The organism is Flavobacterium sp. ACAM 123, from assembly GCF_000264055.1.
Classification (GTDB): domain Bacteria; phylum Bacteroidota; class Bacteroidia; order Flavobacteriales; family Flavobacteriaceae; genus Flavobacterium.
In genome coordinates, this window is sequence record NZ_AJXL01000005.1 from 47,377 (window position 1) to 63,669 (window position 16,293).

Sequence of the window (16,293 nt, forward strand, 5' to 3'; positions counted from 1 at the left end):
CATTAGTACTGTATATAGTGTATGATAGACCTCGACATATGACAATATTTGTACTATTTTTAACCCGCCATATTATAATTTAACTGGAATTTGAGTTTAAACTCATATAAAACATACTAACACATACAATGTCTGATAAGAAATTAACACTTGAAACACTCGAAAGCTGGCTATGGGATTCCGCTAACATCCTTAGGGGAAGTATCGATTCATCTGATTTTAAGAATTACATATTTGGCTTACTATTCCTTAAGCGTTCTAATGATGTCTTTGAAGAAGAGGTAGAAGCTATAATGAAGCGTGATGGTATATCTCGTCAAGAAGCCGAAGAGGAAACGTACTTTCAACTACCTGTAGAATCTCGTTGGGAAACCATCAAAAAGGAAACCGAAAACATAGGTATAGCACTAGACAAAGCATTTGCGGCTATTGAGCGTGAAAACACTACTCTTGAAGGTGTCATGACCGCTACTAAATTTGGCGATAAAGAGAAGCTATCTGATGAGTTGTTACAACGCTTGTTAAGACATTTTAACCAACATTCACTACGTAATGAACATCTAGCATCAAATGATTTATTAGGTGATGCTTATGAGTACTTAATCAAGATGTTTGCTGATGATGCAGGCAAGAAAGGTGGAGAATTTTATACACCAAGAGGTGTGGTGCAACTAATTGTACAATTGATTAAGCCTGAGCCGAAACAAAAAATATATGATCCTACAGCGGGAAGTTGTGGTATGCTAATTGAATCAGCACGTTACATTGCTAATTTGCCTGATGGTAAGGTAGGTAACAACGTCAATGTATCACTTTATGGACAAGAAAAGAACTTGGGTACATGGGCAATTGGAAAATTGAACATGCTTCTTCATAATTACTCTGATGCTGATATTCGTAAAGGGGATACATTGGTTGACCCAAAGCACCGTAACGATCAAAACGACCTAATGCTCTTTGATAGAGTAATAGCTAATCCCCCGTTCTCGATGGATGGATGGTGGACCCCAGCGGAAAACTCAATTGAAGTGAAACTAGATAAAGCGGGTAAAGAGAAAAAAGTAACACCTGATTATAAAAAAGTAGTTAGTGACCCTTATGGTCGATTTCAATACGGTGTGCCACCAAGAGGGTATGCTGATTTGGCATTTCTACAACACATGGTAGCTGTCTTAAAACAGGACGGTAAAGCAGGTGTAGTATTACCACACGGTACGTTATTTAGAAGTGGTGCTGAAGGACTAATTCGTAAAGGGTTATTAGAAGCTGATTTAGTTGAAGGTATCGTTGGTTTACCCTCTGCGTTGTTTTATAACACTGGGATACCAGCCTCTATTTGGATTATAAACAAGAACAAAACCGAAGCTCAGAAAGGGAAAGTAACCATTATCGATGCTAGTAGCGATTACAAAGAAGGTAAGAATCAAAACGAATTATTAGCAGAGCATGTAGCTAAAATAGTAAATGCTTATGATAATGCCACCGATGTGGACAAGTACATGCGTGTGGTGGATGTGGCTGAACTCGCTGAGAACGATTTTAATCTTAACATATCTCGATTTATTGACACTAGCGAAGCGGAAGTTGAAGTAGATATTAAAGCAGTTCATATAAAACTAGATGAACTAGAGCAACGGGAAGCAAATATAGATGCTAAGTTGACTAAGTTTTTAAAAGAATTGGGAGTATGAGTTTAGAATACAAATCAACGCCAATAGGTGCATTGCCTAATGAATGGAAAGTCCTTCAACTTGATGAAATCGGGGAATTTAAAAATGGGATAAACAAAGGAAAAGAAGATTTTGGTCATGGGTTTCCAATGGTAAACTTAAATGATGTATTTGGGGTATCTACTATATATAATACAAACCTAGGGCTTGTAAATTCGACTATTAATGAAAGAGAATCATACTCTTTAATAAAAGGCGATGTTTTATTTATTAGGTCATCTGTTAAACCTAGTGGTGTTGGTTTGACTGCTACAATTTCATGTGATATGAGGGATACTGTTTATAGTGGATTCATTATTAGGTTTAGGGATAATGGTGTTTTGGATTTGGGTTATAAAAGACACTGTTTTTATGAAAAAGGATTTAGAGACAGACTATTAGCAAAAAGTACTGTTAGTGCTAATACTAACATTAATCAAAACGCACTTAATACATTACTATTAGCAGTTCCGCCCCTACAAGAACAACAAAAGATAGCCGAGATATTAAGCACAGTAGATGCTAAAATTGATATTATAGACCAACAAATTACCCAAACCCAAGAACTCAAAAAAGGCTTAATGCAACGCTTGCTTACCAAAGGCATTGGGCACACTGAGTTTAAAGATTCACCTTTAGGGAAGATTCCTAAGAGTTGGGAGGTGGTGAAACAATCAGAGGTAGCCACGTTTTTCAATGGAAGAGCTTACAAATTAACTGAATGGGAAAAGGAAGGCATTCCTGTAATACGATTGCAAAACTTAACAGGTACGGGTAAAACTTATTATTATTCTAACTTAAAATTGCCCGACCATCAATATTGTCACAATGGAGATCTACTATACATGTGGTCTGCTACTTTTGGACCCGTTAAATGGTTTGGAGACAAAGCAATCTACCACTATCATATTTGGAAAATAGAACATGATTTAAATAGATTAGATAGTGGTTTCCATTATTATTTACTAGATGACGTTACTGCTAGGATGAAAAACGAATCGCATGGCTCGACGATGCTTCATGTAACTAAAGGCGGTATGGAGAAGTTACTAATAAAATTACCGTCACTAAAGGAACAACAAAAAATAGCAGATATTTTAAGTTCGGTTGATGAAAAATTAGAAGTACTACTTGAAAAGAAAGTCCATTACCAAGTGCTGAAACAAGGTTTGATGCAACAATTGTTAACAGGTAAGATTAGAGTAAAAGTGTAAGGTTATGGAAAATGATATATCTAGCATTGAACTACTAATTGGCGAATATGATGCGTTAAAGATTGTTTTTGAGCAAGAGCGTATTGATGAAGATATTCCTAAGTATGAATCGCTATTAGATGATTTTGGTGTAATGAAAAAAGAGTATCACACTTGGAATCACATTGAAGCCGAAAAGTATAATATTTTTAATATTTTAAACATTCGCCATGGAGAAACCAAGACACATACGCCTTATTTAATCAACTTGCTTAATCCTAAAGCATCACATGCACAGGGATTAGTGTTTTTTAATCTTTTTATAAATGCTATAGCCCCAGATAGTAAAAAGCATCTTTATAAAAATTTGGAACCAAAAAACATTAGACTAAAAGAAGAAAAATGTACCGAAGACGGACGATTGGATATTTTCATAGAGAGCATTGGTGTAAAGGAGAAATTTGTAATTGTCATCGAGAACAAAATCAATGCTCTTGACCAGACAGAACAGCTATCACGATACTATAACCATTGTAAGAAAAGTGGTTTTACAGATGCTAACATTCTTCTTATTTACTTGACTAGAAGAGGTTGTGAAGCAAGTGATTTTTCGATGTTACCATTAGATAGAGAAAGATTAAAAAATCATGATGTATTGGTTTACATGAGTTATCGTCATGATGTAAAAAACATAATGAAAAAGTACATTGAAGAACTACAATCAAACAAAGTGAGATTTATTGCCCAACAATACCTAGATATTATAAAGACATTTTAACATGAGTGAGTACGAAAATAGAGTTTTAAAAATGTTAACATCATCAGAGGAGAAATTCAAATCAGCCTTTGAAATTACAAATCATTTTAATAAAGTCAAAAAACAACTTGTAATAAAGTTTTGGAAAAACGTTGAAGAAGAGTTAAATAAACTAATAACCGATAGTGATGAAACATTTAAAGTAAAATTAGATTCAGATGTCTTTCATAGTAATTCTAAATGTTTTTTATACCTAGATAACAAGACTGAAGCACGTTTTTTATACGAACATTTATCCACTAACCAATGTATGGGGTTATGGTATGAAAACCAAAAATTCAACACTCAAAAAATTGATAGTTTTAGAAATGAATTTCAAAATGAAATCACATATTACACTAAGCAAACTTGGTGGATTTCATTTAAAAACTTAGATGAAAATTTCAGTAATTTCGAATCATTACTAATGATATTACCTGAAAACGCTGAAGTGTACAGTAAATCAAAAGCCCAAGACCTTTTTGATTTTGCAGTAGAAAATAAGACGCATCTTCAATATATTATTAATAATTGTCTTAAATAACATGAGTCAAAATCCTGAATACATCTACAGTGAATTACCAGCAATTGAGTTGTTCCGGCAACTAGGATATCAGTACTATGATGCTAGTAAGTATGATGAACGGGAGGATATTACTGAGGTAATCCTTAAGGACAGGTTAGTTAAGGCTATCCAGAAACTAAACCCTTGGATAAACGAAAACAACCTAAATAAAGCCTATTCAGAACTTACTTCTGTAAATGGTGCTTCCCTGATGGAAATCAATCAGAAGATATGGGAACTTATTAGAGGTGGTACCTATACTGTAAAACAAGTCATCAATGGTGTCGAAGAATATAGACCAGTACATTATATAGATTATCTACATCCTGATAACAATGATTTTTTGGTGGTGAGCCAGATGAGTTTTCATAACAGAGTGGGTAGAAAATCGAGACCAGATTTGGTGATATTTATTAATGGTTTACCTATATCTGTTATCGAATGTAAATCACCAATAGCACCTAACGCTTGGGATTCTGGTTACAATGATCTAAAAGAGTACCAAGACTTGAATGAGAAGCTATTTCACTTCAATCAGATATGTGCAGCTGTCTGGGGAATTGGTGGTAAATACGGTGCTATAAGTTCACCGCAACAATTTTACTCTGTTTTTAAAACTAGTAAAAAAGAGGATTTAAAGGGATCAGTAACAAAAGAAACAGAACAAGACAAACTGATTCGTGCCTTATTTACTAAGGACAAAGTATTAGATATCATACGTCACTTTGTACTTTTTGAATTAGAAGAAGGCAGAACCATAAAGAAACTACCAAGATATCAACAGATAAGAGCTACCAACAAAACAATCGAACGCTTACAAGCTGGTGAAGGTGGAGTTGTCTGGCATACACAAGGTTCAGGGAAATCACTAACCATGGCTTATGTTGCCCGTAAACTACAAGCCCCTGAATTTGGATTTGACAACCCTACGGTGATGATAATGACTGACCGTAAAGATCTAGACAGACAGATTACAACTACATTCCAGAATGTAGGTTTTAAGAATGTAAACCAAGCATCATCAGTAGTACATCTAGATAAGCTACTACGAAATGATTATGGTGGTATTATCACTACTACGCTGCAAAAGTTTCAAGAAACCGATAAAGAAGCAACTACATCTTCAGACCAAACAGAACTGGAAGAACGAGCTAATTTGTTAATTGAAAAACACATCAATGACAAAACACTTATCAAGATAACCAAAGAACTACAAAAAGGGAAATGGGTGGAGATTGAACGAGAGGAAATAGAATTACAGGAACTCTCAAAGAAAGAGAATCTGTACATCTTAGTAGATGAAGCTCACCGCAGCCATTACGGGTTTTTAGCTTCATTCATGCGTACCGTTTTGCCTAATGCTAAGTTTATTGCCTTTACAGGTACACCAATATCCAAAGAAGACAAATCAACACTGGGCGAGTTTTATGGTGGTGATTACATAGATGTATATACCATTACTGAAGCCGTTGCTGATGGTGCTACAGTAGAATTACTTTATGATGAAGGTATTGCTTTACTGAGTATAAAAAAGGAAGAATTAGATAAGGAGTTCGAAGAAAAATTTGGTGATGCATCAGAAGAGAAAAAAGACAAGTTAAAGCGAGAAGCACTGCGTAAATACCAACTATCGAAAGAGCGTATCAATGATATATCCAAACATATAATAGACAATTATAGAAACAAGATTTACCCAGATGGACATAAGGCCATGATAGTGTGTAGTGGTCGTCCACATGCTTTAAGGTATCAGCAAGCTTTCGAGCAGTTGAAGGCGGATGGTTATCATGCGTTTGAGTCCAAGGTAGTGATGAGTATTGGGTCACCGAAATCGGATAAAATTGCCAAGGAATACTTTGAAACCTTAGAATGGAATAAAAATAACCCAACTGACAAAAAACCTGTTTTTGTTGTACCGCCTGAGGATATAAAAACGGTGACAGATAATTTTAAATTACCATTTGGTAACGAGAATGAAACTGAAAAATCAGGTAAAAAGAAGTTTGATAACACAGCATTCATTATTGTGTCAGACATGTTATTGACAGGATGGGATGCACCCATCGCTTCGTGCTTGTATCTGGATAAGCCACTTAAGGAACATAATCTACTTCAAGCAATTGCAAGGGTAAACCGTTCTAGAAAAGGTAAAAGTGCTGGTTTCATTGTGGATTACAATGGCATTACTGCTTACTTGATTCAGGCGTTAGAAATCTTTTCAGGTGACATTAGGCCTGATGATATACTAAAGAACATAAATGAAGAATTCCCAAAGTTAGAGATGAATCACACTAAATTGGTAGACTCTTTTAAATCAATGAAAATTGATCGGAATTATCAACGAGATGAGTATATAGATGCAGCAGTTCGTTTCATTGAACCGATCAATAAAAGAGATGATTTTAAGGTTTTCTTAAAGGATTTTAATAAGTCAATAAATATTGTGTTACCAAACACAAAAGCGATGAAGTATCAAGCTGATTTCAAGTTATTCAATGAGATTAGACTGAGAGCTAGAAATGCGTTTCCAGATGATGATGAGTTAAAGATTACCAAGGATGAAAGCAATATGCTTCAAGAAATGATTGATGAGCATTTGAAGTCTGAAGGCATTGAAAGTTTATTAGCCGAACCAATTTCTATTATAGATAAGGATAAGTTCAAAGAAGAAATCATGAACGCATCACCAGCTACGAAAGAGTTAAAGTTGCGTAATAATTTAAAGCATACCATCAAAGTGGGGTTAGACAAGAATCCTGACTTTTACAAGCCATTGGCACAACGTTTAGATGAATTACTAAAACTCAAGAAAGAAGAACGCATCACACAACTCGACTTGTTGAAAGCATATGCTGATATCCAAGATGATATCATAGCGGAACAAAAAGAAGGGGAAGACAAGGGATTTAAAACAGAGCGTCAGAGAGCTGTTTATAACTCAATGAAGCTTCTGTTTGATGATAATGCAGAAGATGCTACAAAGACATTGTTTGATCTTATTGAGGGCGAGTTAAATATCATAGGTTGGCAAGCTAAAGGTCAGGTGCAGAAAGACATCCAAAACAAGATAATGAGGTATTTAACATCAGCTAAATTAGACCGTGAGGAAGCAAAAGTTAAAGCCAAAGAATTGTTAGATGTTATAATAAAGAATCAAGATGTCTAGCGTTCAATACGGTGATAATACCATTGAATATACGTTCCTTGAAAAAGAGGGACTGAAATCACATTATATCACCGTTCAGAAAAGGGAAGGTGTTATTCTAAAGGGCAAAGCTATACCGTTAGAACATGCCAACAAGCTCATTCTAAAAAAAGCCAAGTGGATATTGGATAAACTAGAATTGGTTAAATTTATCAATGAAGAAGATATTGTTACTGGGAGTCGCATTCAATATTTGGGTAGAAAGTATTATGTAGAACTCATCATTAATGAAGAATTAAAGGAGATAACAATCGATTTCACCGAGTCTAAATTTGTGCTTTATTTACCCAGATCCCTGAATACTCAGCTGTCCCTAAAAGAGGCTTTTAATGCTTATCAGAAAGAGAAAGCCATTGAGAAAATTAAACCACGTATCAAGAAATGGTCTAAGACCACTGGATTGTCATTCACTGATATTAAATTCAGGAAGCTTGATAAACGATGGGGAAGTTGTACACCAAGCAACACCATCATTATCAACATAGATGCTATTAAGTTGCCCTTTAGCTTAATTGATTACCTCATAGTTCACGAATTGGTTCATACCAAGATAAAAAGTCATTCCAAGGAATTTTGGGCAGAATTATCCAAACATATCCCCAACTGGAAAGAGTTAGATGAGAAGATGTATGGGATGAAGATGTGATGGTACAATCTATATATGTTTATTGCCCTGTAATATGTTAAGGCATTTTTCAATAAGTCCTTTAGCTTCTTCCACTTCCGATTGTGTTATATTATGATATGAGTCAAGAAGATAGAATCATGAAAGAAATTGATAAAATAGAAATAGTTACCTAATTTGTAAACAACAGCGGCGATTTCGCATATAACATTTACTTAGCAATAATGCTGAGGTTAAAATGTAACAATATGGAATATATCACCACAAGAGAGGCGATGCGAATGTTGAATGTTAAAAGCGCAACAACTATGACAAAATACGACAAAATGAAAATAACTAAGCCTTATGTGATACTAGGAACAAAGCGAAAAAGATATAAGGTTGATGACTTATTAACAGTAATGAAGAAGGGATATTTATAATCCCTTTTTTATATCTTTGTATTAAATTCGATGCTTATTAGACATAGTGAAATTTTGGAAAGTTTTTAAAAAACTAAACACCTGATGTACAGTACATTTACAAGATGAAAGAAGACTTTCTACATTACCTCTGGAAGTTCAAGAAGTTCGATACCCTTAATTTGAGAACTTCAAATAATGAGGAAATCACTATCACTAATGTAGGTCAGTATCTAGAGCTGGCAGGTCCTGATTTTTTCAATGCTCAAATTGTGATCGGTGATCAAGTGTGGGCGGGAAACGTGGAGATTCATCTAAAATCTTCGGACTGGTATGTACATCATCACGAAAGGGATGCAGCATATGAAAACGTAATCTTACATGTAGTTTGGGAACACGATACTGAAATTTACAGAAAAAATAATACTGAAATTCCTGTTTTAGAACTCAAGAAATATGTTGAAAAAGACACAATAAACAATTATCAGTCATTAATGGCCCCAAAGGCTTGGATTTTCTGCGAAAAGGAGTTAACTGATGTCTCTCCTTTTATTTTAAAAAACTGGCAAGAGCGCTTGTTTTTTGAACGACTAGAAAGAAAGTCTAAAGCTATTTATGAGCTGCTGGAACAAACTAATAATGACTGGGAGGCAGTTTTGTTTTGTATGTTGGCCAAAAATTTCGGATTGAATACGAACGGCGAAAGCTTTCTAAAAATAGCGACTTCTATTCCGTTTTTAATCATTAGAAAAGAAAGTCATGAGGTCGAAAATTTGGAAGCGTTACTGTTCGGTAGTGCGGGATTATTAGACGTTGAAAAGGAGGATAATTATTTTAAAGATTTAAAATTCAGGTATTACTATTTGTTGCACAAATACCAAATAGAGAAAATCAGTTGTAATCCAGTTCAATTCTTTAAGCATCGCCCTGATAACTTCCCGACTATTCGACTGTCGCAATTGGCAAACTTGTATCACAGCAACCAAAGTTTATTTTCACAAATAAGCGAGCTTAATTCGGTTAAAGCGATCTACGCGCTTTTCCAGGTTTCTGAATCTTCTTATTGGCAGGAACATTATCAATTTGATAAGGTAAGCTCAAAAAAGAAGAAAATGCTGTCGAAGTCATTTATAGATTTGATTATAATAAACACTTTGATTCCCATTCAATTTGCTTACGCTAAAAGCAGGGGAGAAGAGATTGTAGAGCAGTTAATCCACTTACTAAATGAAGTCGCGCCTGAGAAGAACGCCATTATGAATAAATTTAGGTCTTTTGGCATAAAGCCAATGAGTGCTTTTGAAACGCAAGCGATGTTGCAGCTGAAAAATGAGTACTGTTCTAAAAGCAGATGTTTAGAGTGTGCTATAGGTATGGAATTAATGAAGGCTACCTAATTTTTTTTCTCTTTAATTTTAGCAAATAATAATTTTGTATTTTTGTACGATAGATTAATTAAATAATACTATGGCACAAAGTGTACCTAAAATAATAAAGTTGAAATACTTTTTTGAAAAGTATGGTTTCCATGTGTCATCTCGGCTGGCAGATAGTTTAGGGATGCGTGTAACAAGCGTAAGGCTGTTCTTTATATATATATCGTTTGTAACGGCGGGATTATGGTTTGGCGTGTATTTAACGTTGGCTTTCTGGATCAAATTAAAAGATTTGATTCGTGCTAAAAGAACTTCGGTATTTGACTTATAATACCGATTATTTTAAGCCAATAAAGTTTAGGTGCACTGCAGATATAGTTTGAAAAAAATTTGGTTTTTTTAAATTATTTGAAAAGCATATACTGTCTCAAGTAGCGCTAAATGGCTAAAAATAAAAAAGGGATGACAAAGTATTTTAATCACTTTATCATCCCTTTTTTTTATGTTTAAAATAAATCTATTTATCGGGATTGTTTAATTTACTGTGTTGCTTACCGTAAGCAAAATACAGCGCTACACCGATTGCCATCCAAATCGCTAATCTCGTCCAACTTTCAATAGGTAAGCCAGCCATCAAAATTAGACAGATAATAACACCCACAATAGGGAAAACAGGAACAAAAGGCACTCTGAAACCTCTTTCTGCATTTGGATTAGATTTTCGCATGACAATTACACCAATGCAAACAAGAGAAAATGCAAATAATGTACCTATACTAACCATGTGGCCAAGGTCTGACACTGGAACAAAGCCCGCAAATATACTAACGAATACCATAAATAGAAGATTCGTTTTGTAAGGTGTTCTATTTGTAGCATGTAACGTACTGAAAAACTTTGGTAATAAACCATCTACGCTCATACTATAAAAAACCCTGCTTTGTCCCATCAACATTACTAACATTACAGAAGTGTATCCGGCAATAATAGCAATTGTAAGTGCAGAATTTAAAAATGTGTAACCTGTTTTTGCAAATGCGGTTGTTACAGGACTTGCATCACCTTTAAAATTCAGATAATTTTCTAAGCCAGTTAAAACATAAGCAAAAAGCACATATAAAATAGTACATATTACTAATGAACCTAAAATACCAATTGGCATTCCTTTTTGTGGATTTTTTGCTTCTTGCGCAGCAGTAGAAACGGCATCAAAACCAATAAAAGCAAAAAATACAACTCCGGCACCTCGTAAAATACCGCTCCAGCCATAATGACCAAAGTAGTCGCTGCTGAAGAAATTAAGAAAAGTCATCTTTCCAGAACTTAAAAGTACTTCCCCTTCATTAACAGGTATGAATGGAGTATGATTTGCGTCGTTAATAAAGCCCCAGCCTAAACCAATAAATACAATTACCACAGTTACTTTTAAAATAACTAAAACATTATTTAAGGAAGCAGATTCTTTTGTGCCTCTTATTAATAGTAGTGAAAGTAAACAAATGATAAAAATGGAAGGTAAATTTATAATTCCCGGTTTTGTATCCCACGGGCCATGCAATATAGATTGTGGAATGTGTATTCCGTAGTTTGCAAGAAATTTATCTACATATTGAGACCAACTTACCGCTACTGTTGCAGCTCCTAAAGCATACTCTAAAACTAAATCCCAGCCGATTATCCAAGCAACAAATTCGCCCATTGTGGCATAAGAATAGGTGTAAGCACTTCCTGCAACAGGAATCATTGATGCAAATTCAGCATAACATAATCCTGCAAATGCACATCCAACGGCTGCTAATATAAATGATAATGTAACTGCTGGACCTGCATTTTCTGCTGCAGCAATACCGGTTAAAGAGAACAAACCAGCTCCAATAATGGCACCAACGCCTAAAGCAACCAGAGATCTTGCGGATAAAGTTCTTTTTAGCCCTTTTTCATCTTCTGACGCTTCACTTAATAAAACCGATAGTGGTTTTGTTTTCCAGATTGACATATATTTAATAAATTTATTGTTAATTGTGCGCAAATATATTATTTATTTTAGATTAAATAAATAATATTATTTAATTTAGTGCGGAAGTGATTTCAGAGCTAATCGTTGGTTTTGTTTTCTTATTAAAACTTCGATAATTAAATTGCAATGCTTTTTTGCTTAGTCATTGATTAAGTACTGATTTTTCGATTGTTTTGTTATCTTTGAAGCGTAACAAAAAACATAAATATGTCAGTAAAAGTTGATTCATGGGGTTCGCGAGTTGGACTTATACTAGCTATGGCAGGGAATGCCGTCGGCTTAGGTAACTTTCTTAGATTTCCAGTACAGGCTATAGAAAACGGAGGTGGAGCTTTTATTATTCCTTATTTAATTTGTTTTCTCGTTATGGGTATTCCATTATTGTTTATCGAATGGTCCTCCGGAAGATATGGAGGAAAATTTGGAAATCACAGTACTCCATACATTCTCGATTCAATGGTGAAGGGGCGGTTACTTAAATACATTGGTGTTTTTGGTATTTTTACTAATATTGCTATTGCTTCTTATTATTGTTATATTGAGTCGTGGACAATGTCTTATGTGTATCATACTTTAATCGGAACATTTAACGGGATGAGTCAAGCTAATGTTGCAGGATTCTTTGATTCCTATACTGATATATCGCATTCTACTACTGGATTGCCCTATGAAGCGGTTATTTTCTATGTGATCTGTTTAATATTGAATACATTCATTTTATCAAAAGGAATTAAAGGAATTGAAAAAGTTGCAAAAGTAGGGATGCCTTTATTAATTCTTTTTGGAGTTTTATTGGCCGTAAGAGGATTGACTCTGGGTACTTCTGGAGCTTCAGAAATTTTTCCTGATGCTAATGCTTGGGATGGTTTAAATTTCCTTTGGACACCGCAATATGACTCAATATTAGATTTGAAGGTTTGGATGGCAGCTGCTGGTCAAATTTTCTTTACTTTGTCGGTGGGTATGGGAACAATACATTGTTATGCAGCTTATATTGATGAAAAAGATGATATAGCGCTAAATGCAGTTTCCACTGGGTTTATGAATGAGTTTGTGGAAGTAGTCTTAGGAAGTTTAATCGTTATCCCCATCGCTGCAGGATATCTAGGTTTGGACTGGGTGATTGAAAATGCAGGTTTTGGAATGGCTTTTCAAACAATGCCGTTTTTGTTTGAACAATGGGGTTCTACTTTAGCTGTTGTTGCGGGTGTTTGCTGGTTTGGGTTATTGTTTTTTGCTGGTATTACATCGTCATTAGCTATGGGAACACCTTGGATGGGATTCATGAGAGATGAATTTGGTTGGTCTAAAAATAAAGGGGCCTGGTCTTTTGGAGCAATGATTTTAGTTTTAGGTTTACCAACAGTTATTTTTTTCAAGGAAGGAGTATTTGATGAATATGATTATTGGGCAGGAACGGTAAGTTTAGTTGTTTTTGCGATGTTTGAAACGATATTGTTCTCCTGGATTTTTGGGATGGATAAAGGATGGCGTGAAATCACAAGTGGTGCTGATATCAAAGTGCCTAATATATATAAATTTATCATTAAATTTGTAACGCCAGTGTTGTTGATAATCATTTTCTTAGGTTCTTTATTCAAACCTTTAGGGAATAATTGGTCTGGAAATGTTTCTAGCTTTTTTAGTGGAAACGGATGGCCATTAGATAATGGTTCGATAATTAAAATGCTTACACATGCTGGAATTAGAGATCAAATTGCATTGGCTACCGATCCAGCTATAATTGAACAATTACAAGATAAAATTTTGTATTTAAACTTTGCTAGACTGATGTTAGTTGGTTTATTTATGTTTATCAGTTCGTTAGTTTACTTTGCTTTTCTAAAAAGACGCAGAGAGGGTAGAGCTACAGTCTAAAAATTTAAAACACTATTCAAATGAATACAGGAGCATTAATAACAATGGTATTGACGCAAGGAATCGTAACTTGTTTTGCAGTCTATTTTTTCTATAGAGTATTGACTATTCCACCAAGACAGGAACCAGACTCCTTCAGCGAAAATGACGGGGAAGAAGTTAGGCAAGATGCTGAAAATAAATAAATTTATATATCCATGAATAATTTAAAATCCCTTTTTATGTTCACTAGTGATCAGCGAAAAGGGATTTTTGTTTTATTATTCTTTATAGTCGCTTTGCAGCTTGTCTATTTCTTTGTAGACTTCAATTTGACGCAAACAATTTCTCCCGATAAACAGAAATGGCTAGCGATGCAATCTAAAATAGATAGCTTAAAGGCATCAAATCCGAAATACATTGTAAAAGTATATCCATTTAATCCCAATTTTATTACTGATTATAAAGGCTACAAACTAGGAATGTCTGCTCGGGAAATCGATCGATTATTAGATTTTCGAAAAGCGAATAAGTACGTAAATTCTTCAAAAGAATTTCAAGCGGTCACACAAGTTTCGGATTCTTTATTAAACGCGATAGCGCCTTATTTTAAATTTCCGGATTGGTTAAAAAATAAGACAAAAAATGGTGGGTATGTTAAATATGAAAATAAGATTTTTGTTAAAAGCGGAAAAACGGTTTTAATAGACATTAATGAGGCAACACAAGAAGAGCTTATTAAAATATATGGAATTGGAGAAGTGATTTCATTACGCATTTTAAAGCTAAAAGAAAATCTTGGAGGATTTGTGTCTATGGAGCAGATGAATGATGTTTGGGGTCTGTCTCCTGAGGTCATAGCGGCTCTTAATTCCCATTTTAAAGTCTATGATTTACCGGCTTTAAAAAAGATTAATATCAATAATGCCTCTTTAAAAGAGATTTCTCAGTTTTCTTATTTTAGATATGCACTGGCAAAAGAAATTGTTATCTACAGGAGTATGAATGGTGATATTAAGAATATTGAGGATTTAACAAAAATTAAGGGGTTTCCTGTTGAAAAAGCAAATATAATAGCCTTATATTTGGACTTTAATTAGAAGTTTACAATTAGAGGGTGAAATCTGTTTAAATTTACTGCAAAATACTTGTTTTGTCGTACATTTCTTGTCTTAATTCTTAGGTTTAAAATAACCTTAGAGCTTAAGAATAACGCTACCGTTTAGTGTTTCAATTACGTTAATTAGTTAAAATAATATTAGTCATATGAATTCAAGTTATTTCACAGAAGAACATCAATTATTTAGAGAGAGTTTAAAGGATTTTTTACAAAAAGAAGTTGTGCCGCATATTGAAAAATGGGAGAAAACAGGCACAATTGAGCGCTTTATATGGAAAAAATTTGGAGAAATGGGCTTTTTTGGTATTAGTTACCCAGAGGTTTATGGTGGTTTAAATTTAGATTTATTTTACACCGTGATTTTTCTAGAAGAACTTCAAAAGATTAAATCATCCGGTTTTGCAGCCGCTATGTGGGCACATTCTTATTTAGCCATGACACATTTAAATGCAGAAGGGGACGAAAGAATCAAGCAAGATTATTTAGTGCCAAGTATTGCAGGTGACAAAGTAGGGGCGCTCTGCATAACCGAGCCTTATGGAGGTAGTGATGTTGCAGGAATGCGCACAACAGCTGTAAGAAAAGGAGATAAATATGTTATTAACGGTTCGAAAACATTTATAACGAATGGTGTTTATGCGGACTATTATATTGTTGCCGCCAAAACAAAACCAGATATAGGTAATAAAGGGATAAGTATCTTTTTAGTAGATACTAACACCGCCGGAGTTTCTGCAACGAAACTAGATAAATTGGGATGGAGAGCTTCAGACACAGCAGAAATTGCATTTGACAATGTGGAAATTCCAGCAGAAAATTTAATGGGAGAGGAAGAGAAAGGTTTTCCTTATATCATGCAGCACTTTGCTTTGGAAAGGTTGATTATGGCTATTAATGGGCACGCAAGGGCAGAATATGCAATTGAATATACCATAGAGTACATGTCGCAACGAGAGGCCTTTGGGAAAACAATAGATAAGTTCCAGGCATTGAGACATACACTAGTAGAACATGCAACAGAGGTAGAGCATTGTAAAGTGTTTAATTATGCAGCTGTAGCCAGATTAGATAAGGGTGAGTATGTAGTTAAAGAAGCAACCATGGCTAAGTTAAAATCAACAAAAGTGGCTGATGAAGCGATCTATAGTTGTTTGCAAATGCTAGGAGGTTACGGATATATGGAAGAGTATCCTTTAGCACGTTTGTTAAGAGACAGTCGTTTGGGGCCAATAGGGGGTGGAACATCAGAAATTCTTAGAGAGATTTTATCGAAAATGATAATCGATAATAAAGATTATAAACCAGCTGTAAAATAGTGCTGCACTCAAAATAAAAAGAGCGTATTTAAATTATATAGTTCATTTGGTTTCTCTTAAAAAATGTAGTACAAAATAGAGCCTTGATAAGCTAAAATTAGTAATAGCTTATT

Annotated in this window: 14 protein-coding genes; 13 read left to right on the forward strand and 1 reads right to left on the reverse strand. The window is 34.5% G+C overall.

The window, feature by feature from the left end:
* The first annotated feature begins 128 nt into the window (after positions 1–128).
* The 9 genes from A3SG_RS0101705 (at position 129) to A3SG_RS0101745 (ending at position 10,201) form a co-directional block, all read left to right on the forward strand.
* A complete protein-coding gene (locus tag A3SG_RS0101705; protein WP_016988277.1) occupies positions 129–1,691 on the forward strand; it encodes a type I restriction-modification system subunit M in 1,563 nt (520 codons plus the stop codon).
* A complete protein-coding gene (locus tag A3SG_RS20625; RefSeq protein ID WP_016988278.1) occupies positions 1,688–2,923 on the forward strand; it encodes a restriction endonuclease subunit S in 1,236 nt (411 codons plus the stop codon). Before A3SG_RS0101705 ends, A3SG_RS20625 begins: the two co-directional genes overlap by 4 nt.
* A 4-nt stretch (positions 2,924–2,927) precedes the next feature.
* Positions 2,928–3,680, forward strand: a complete 753-nt coding sequence (locus A3SG_RS0101715) for a PD-(D/E)XK nuclease family protein (RefSeq protein ID WP_016988279.1) — start codon at positions 2,928–2,930, stop codon at positions 3,678–3,680.
* A 1-nt stretch (position 3,681) separates the two neighbouring features.
* A complete protein-coding gene (locus A3SG_RS0101720) occupies positions 3,682–4,242 on the forward strand; it encodes a hypothetical protein (RefSeq protein WP_016988280.1) in 561 nt (186 codons plus the stop codon).
* A gap of 1 nt (position 4,243) precedes the next feature.
* A complete protein-coding gene (locus tag A3SG_RS0101725; protein ID WP_016988281.1) occupies positions 4,244–7,429 on the forward strand; it encodes a type I restriction endonuclease subunit R in 3,186 nt (1,061 codons plus the stop codon).
* A complete protein-coding gene (locus A3SG_RS0101730; protein ID WP_016988282.1) occupies positions 7,422–8,114 on the forward strand; it encodes a M48 family metallopeptidase in 693 nt (230 codons plus the stop codon). The genes A3SG_RS0101725 and A3SG_RS0101730 overlap by 8 nt, the downstream gene beginning before the upstream one ends.
* Positions 8,115–8,341: 227 nt before the next feature.
* Positions 8,342–8,515 carry a hypothetical protein gene (locus A3SG_RS21490; protein WP_016988283.1) on the forward strand — a complete coding sequence of 58 codons (174 nt, stop codon included), beginning with the start codon at positions 8,342–8,344 and terminating at the stop codon, positions 8,513–8,515.
* 104 nt (positions 8,516–8,619) lie between these two features.
* Positions 8,620–9,891, forward strand: a complete 1,272-nt coding sequence (locus A3SG_RS0101740; RefSeq protein WP_016988284.1) for a DUF2851 family protein — start codon at positions 8,620–8,622, stop codon at positions 9,889–9,891.
* A 70-nt stretch (positions 9,892–9,961) separates the two neighbouring features.
* A complete protein-coding gene (locus tag A3SG_RS0101745; protein WP_016988285.1) occupies positions 9,962–10,201 on the forward strand; it encodes a hypothetical protein in 240 nt (79 codons plus the stop codon).
* Positions 10,202–10,387: 186 nt separating this feature from the next.
* Here the strand turns inward: A3SG_RS0101745 and A3SG_RS0101750 are convergent, their stop codons facing one another.
* A complete protein-coding gene (locus tag A3SG_RS0101750; protein ID WP_016988286.1) occupies positions 10,388–11,866 on the reverse strand; it encodes an amino acid permease in 1,479 nt (492 codons plus the stop codon).
* A gap of 228 nt (positions 11,867–12,094) precedes the next feature.
* On the opposite strand from A3SG_RS0101750, the gene A3SG_RS0101755 reads away from it, so the two are divergent.
* From A3SG_RS0101755 to A3SG_RS0101770, 4 genes are all read left to right on the forward strand, one after another.
* A complete protein-coding gene (locus A3SG_RS0101755) occupies positions 12,095–13,765 on the forward strand; it encodes a sodium-dependent transporter (protein WP_016988287.1) in 1,671 nt (556 codons plus the stop codon).
* Between the two features lie 20 nt (positions 13,766–13,785).
* The gene (locus A3SG_RS21795; protein WP_016988288.1) at positions 13,786–13,950 is read left to right on the forward strand and encodes a hypothetical protein; all 165 of its coding nucleotides are present in this window, start codon (positions 13,786–13,788) and stop codon (positions 13,948–13,950) included.
* A 36-nt stretch (positions 13,951–13,986) separates the two neighbouring features.
* Entirely contained in the window at positions 13,987–14,844 is an 858-nt protein-coding gene (locus tag A3SG_RS0101765) for a ComEA family DNA-binding protein (RefSeq protein WP_016988289.1), read from the forward strand.
* Between the two features lie 166 nt (positions 14,845–15,010).
* Positions 15,011–16,180, forward strand: a complete 1,170-nt coding sequence (locus A3SG_RS0101770; protein WP_016988290.1) for an acyl-CoA dehydrogenase family protein — start codon at positions 15,011–15,013, stop codon at positions 16,178–16,180.
* Positions 16,181–16,293 lie beyond the last annotated feature (113 nt).

Bases quoted from the DNA above. Each gene is read 5' to 3' on its own strand.
- A3SG_RS0101765 (WP_016988289.1), top strand. From the start codon at position 13,987: ATGTTCACTAGTGATCAGCGAAAAGGGATTTTTGTTTTATTATTCTTT.
- A3SG_RS0101770 (WP_016988290.1), top strand. From the start codon at position 15,011: ATGAATTCAAGTTATTTCACAGAAGAACATCAATTATTTAGAGAGAGT.
- A3SG_RS0101715 (WP_016988279.1), top strand. From the start codon at position 2,928: ATGGAAAATGATATATCTAGCATTGAACTACTAATTGGCGAATATGAT.
- A3SG_RS0101720 (WP_016988280.1), top strand. From the start codon at position 3,682: ATGAGTGAGTACGAAAATAGAGTTTTAAAAATGTTAACATCATCAGAG.
- A3SG_RS0101705 (WP_016988277.1), top strand. From the start codon at position 129: ATGTCTGATAAGAAATTAACACTTGAAACACTCGAAAGCTGGCTATGG.
- A3SG_RS21795 (WP_016988288.1), top strand. From the start codon at position 13,786: ATGAATACAGGAGCATTAATAACAATGGTATTGACGCAAGGAATCGTA.
- A3SG_RS20625 (WP_016988278.1), top strand. From the start codon at position 1,688: ATGAGTTTAGAATACAAATCAACGCCAATAGGTGCATTGCCTAATGAA.
- A3SG_RS0101730 (WP_016988282.1), top strand. From the start codon at position 7,422: ATGTCTAGCGTTCAATACGGTGATAATACCATTGAATATACGTTCCTT.
- A3SG_RS0101740 (WP_016988284.1), top strand. From the start codon at position 8,620: ATGAAAGAAGACTTTCTACATTACCTCTGGAAGTTCAAGAAGTTCGAT.
- A3SG_RS0101755 (WP_016988287.1), top strand. From the start codon at position 12,095: ATGTCAGTAAAAGTTGATTCATGGGGTTCGCGAGTTGGACTTATACTA.
- A3SG_RS0101745 (WP_016988285.1), top strand. From the start codon at position 9,962: ATGGCACAAAGTGTACCTAAAATAATAAAGTTGAAATACTTTTTTGAA.
- A3SG_RS21490 (WP_016988283.1), top strand. From the start codon at position 8,342: ATGGAATATATCACCACAAGAGAGGCGATGCGAATGTTGAATGTTAAA.
- A3SG_RS0101750 (WP_016988286.1), bottom strand. From the start codon at position 11,866: ATGTCAATCTGGAAAACAAAACCACTATCGGTTTTATTAAGTGAAGCG.
- A3SG_RS0101725 (WP_016988281.1), top strand. From the start codon at position 4,244: ATGAGTCAAAATCCTGAATACATCTACAGTGAATTACCAGCAATTGAG.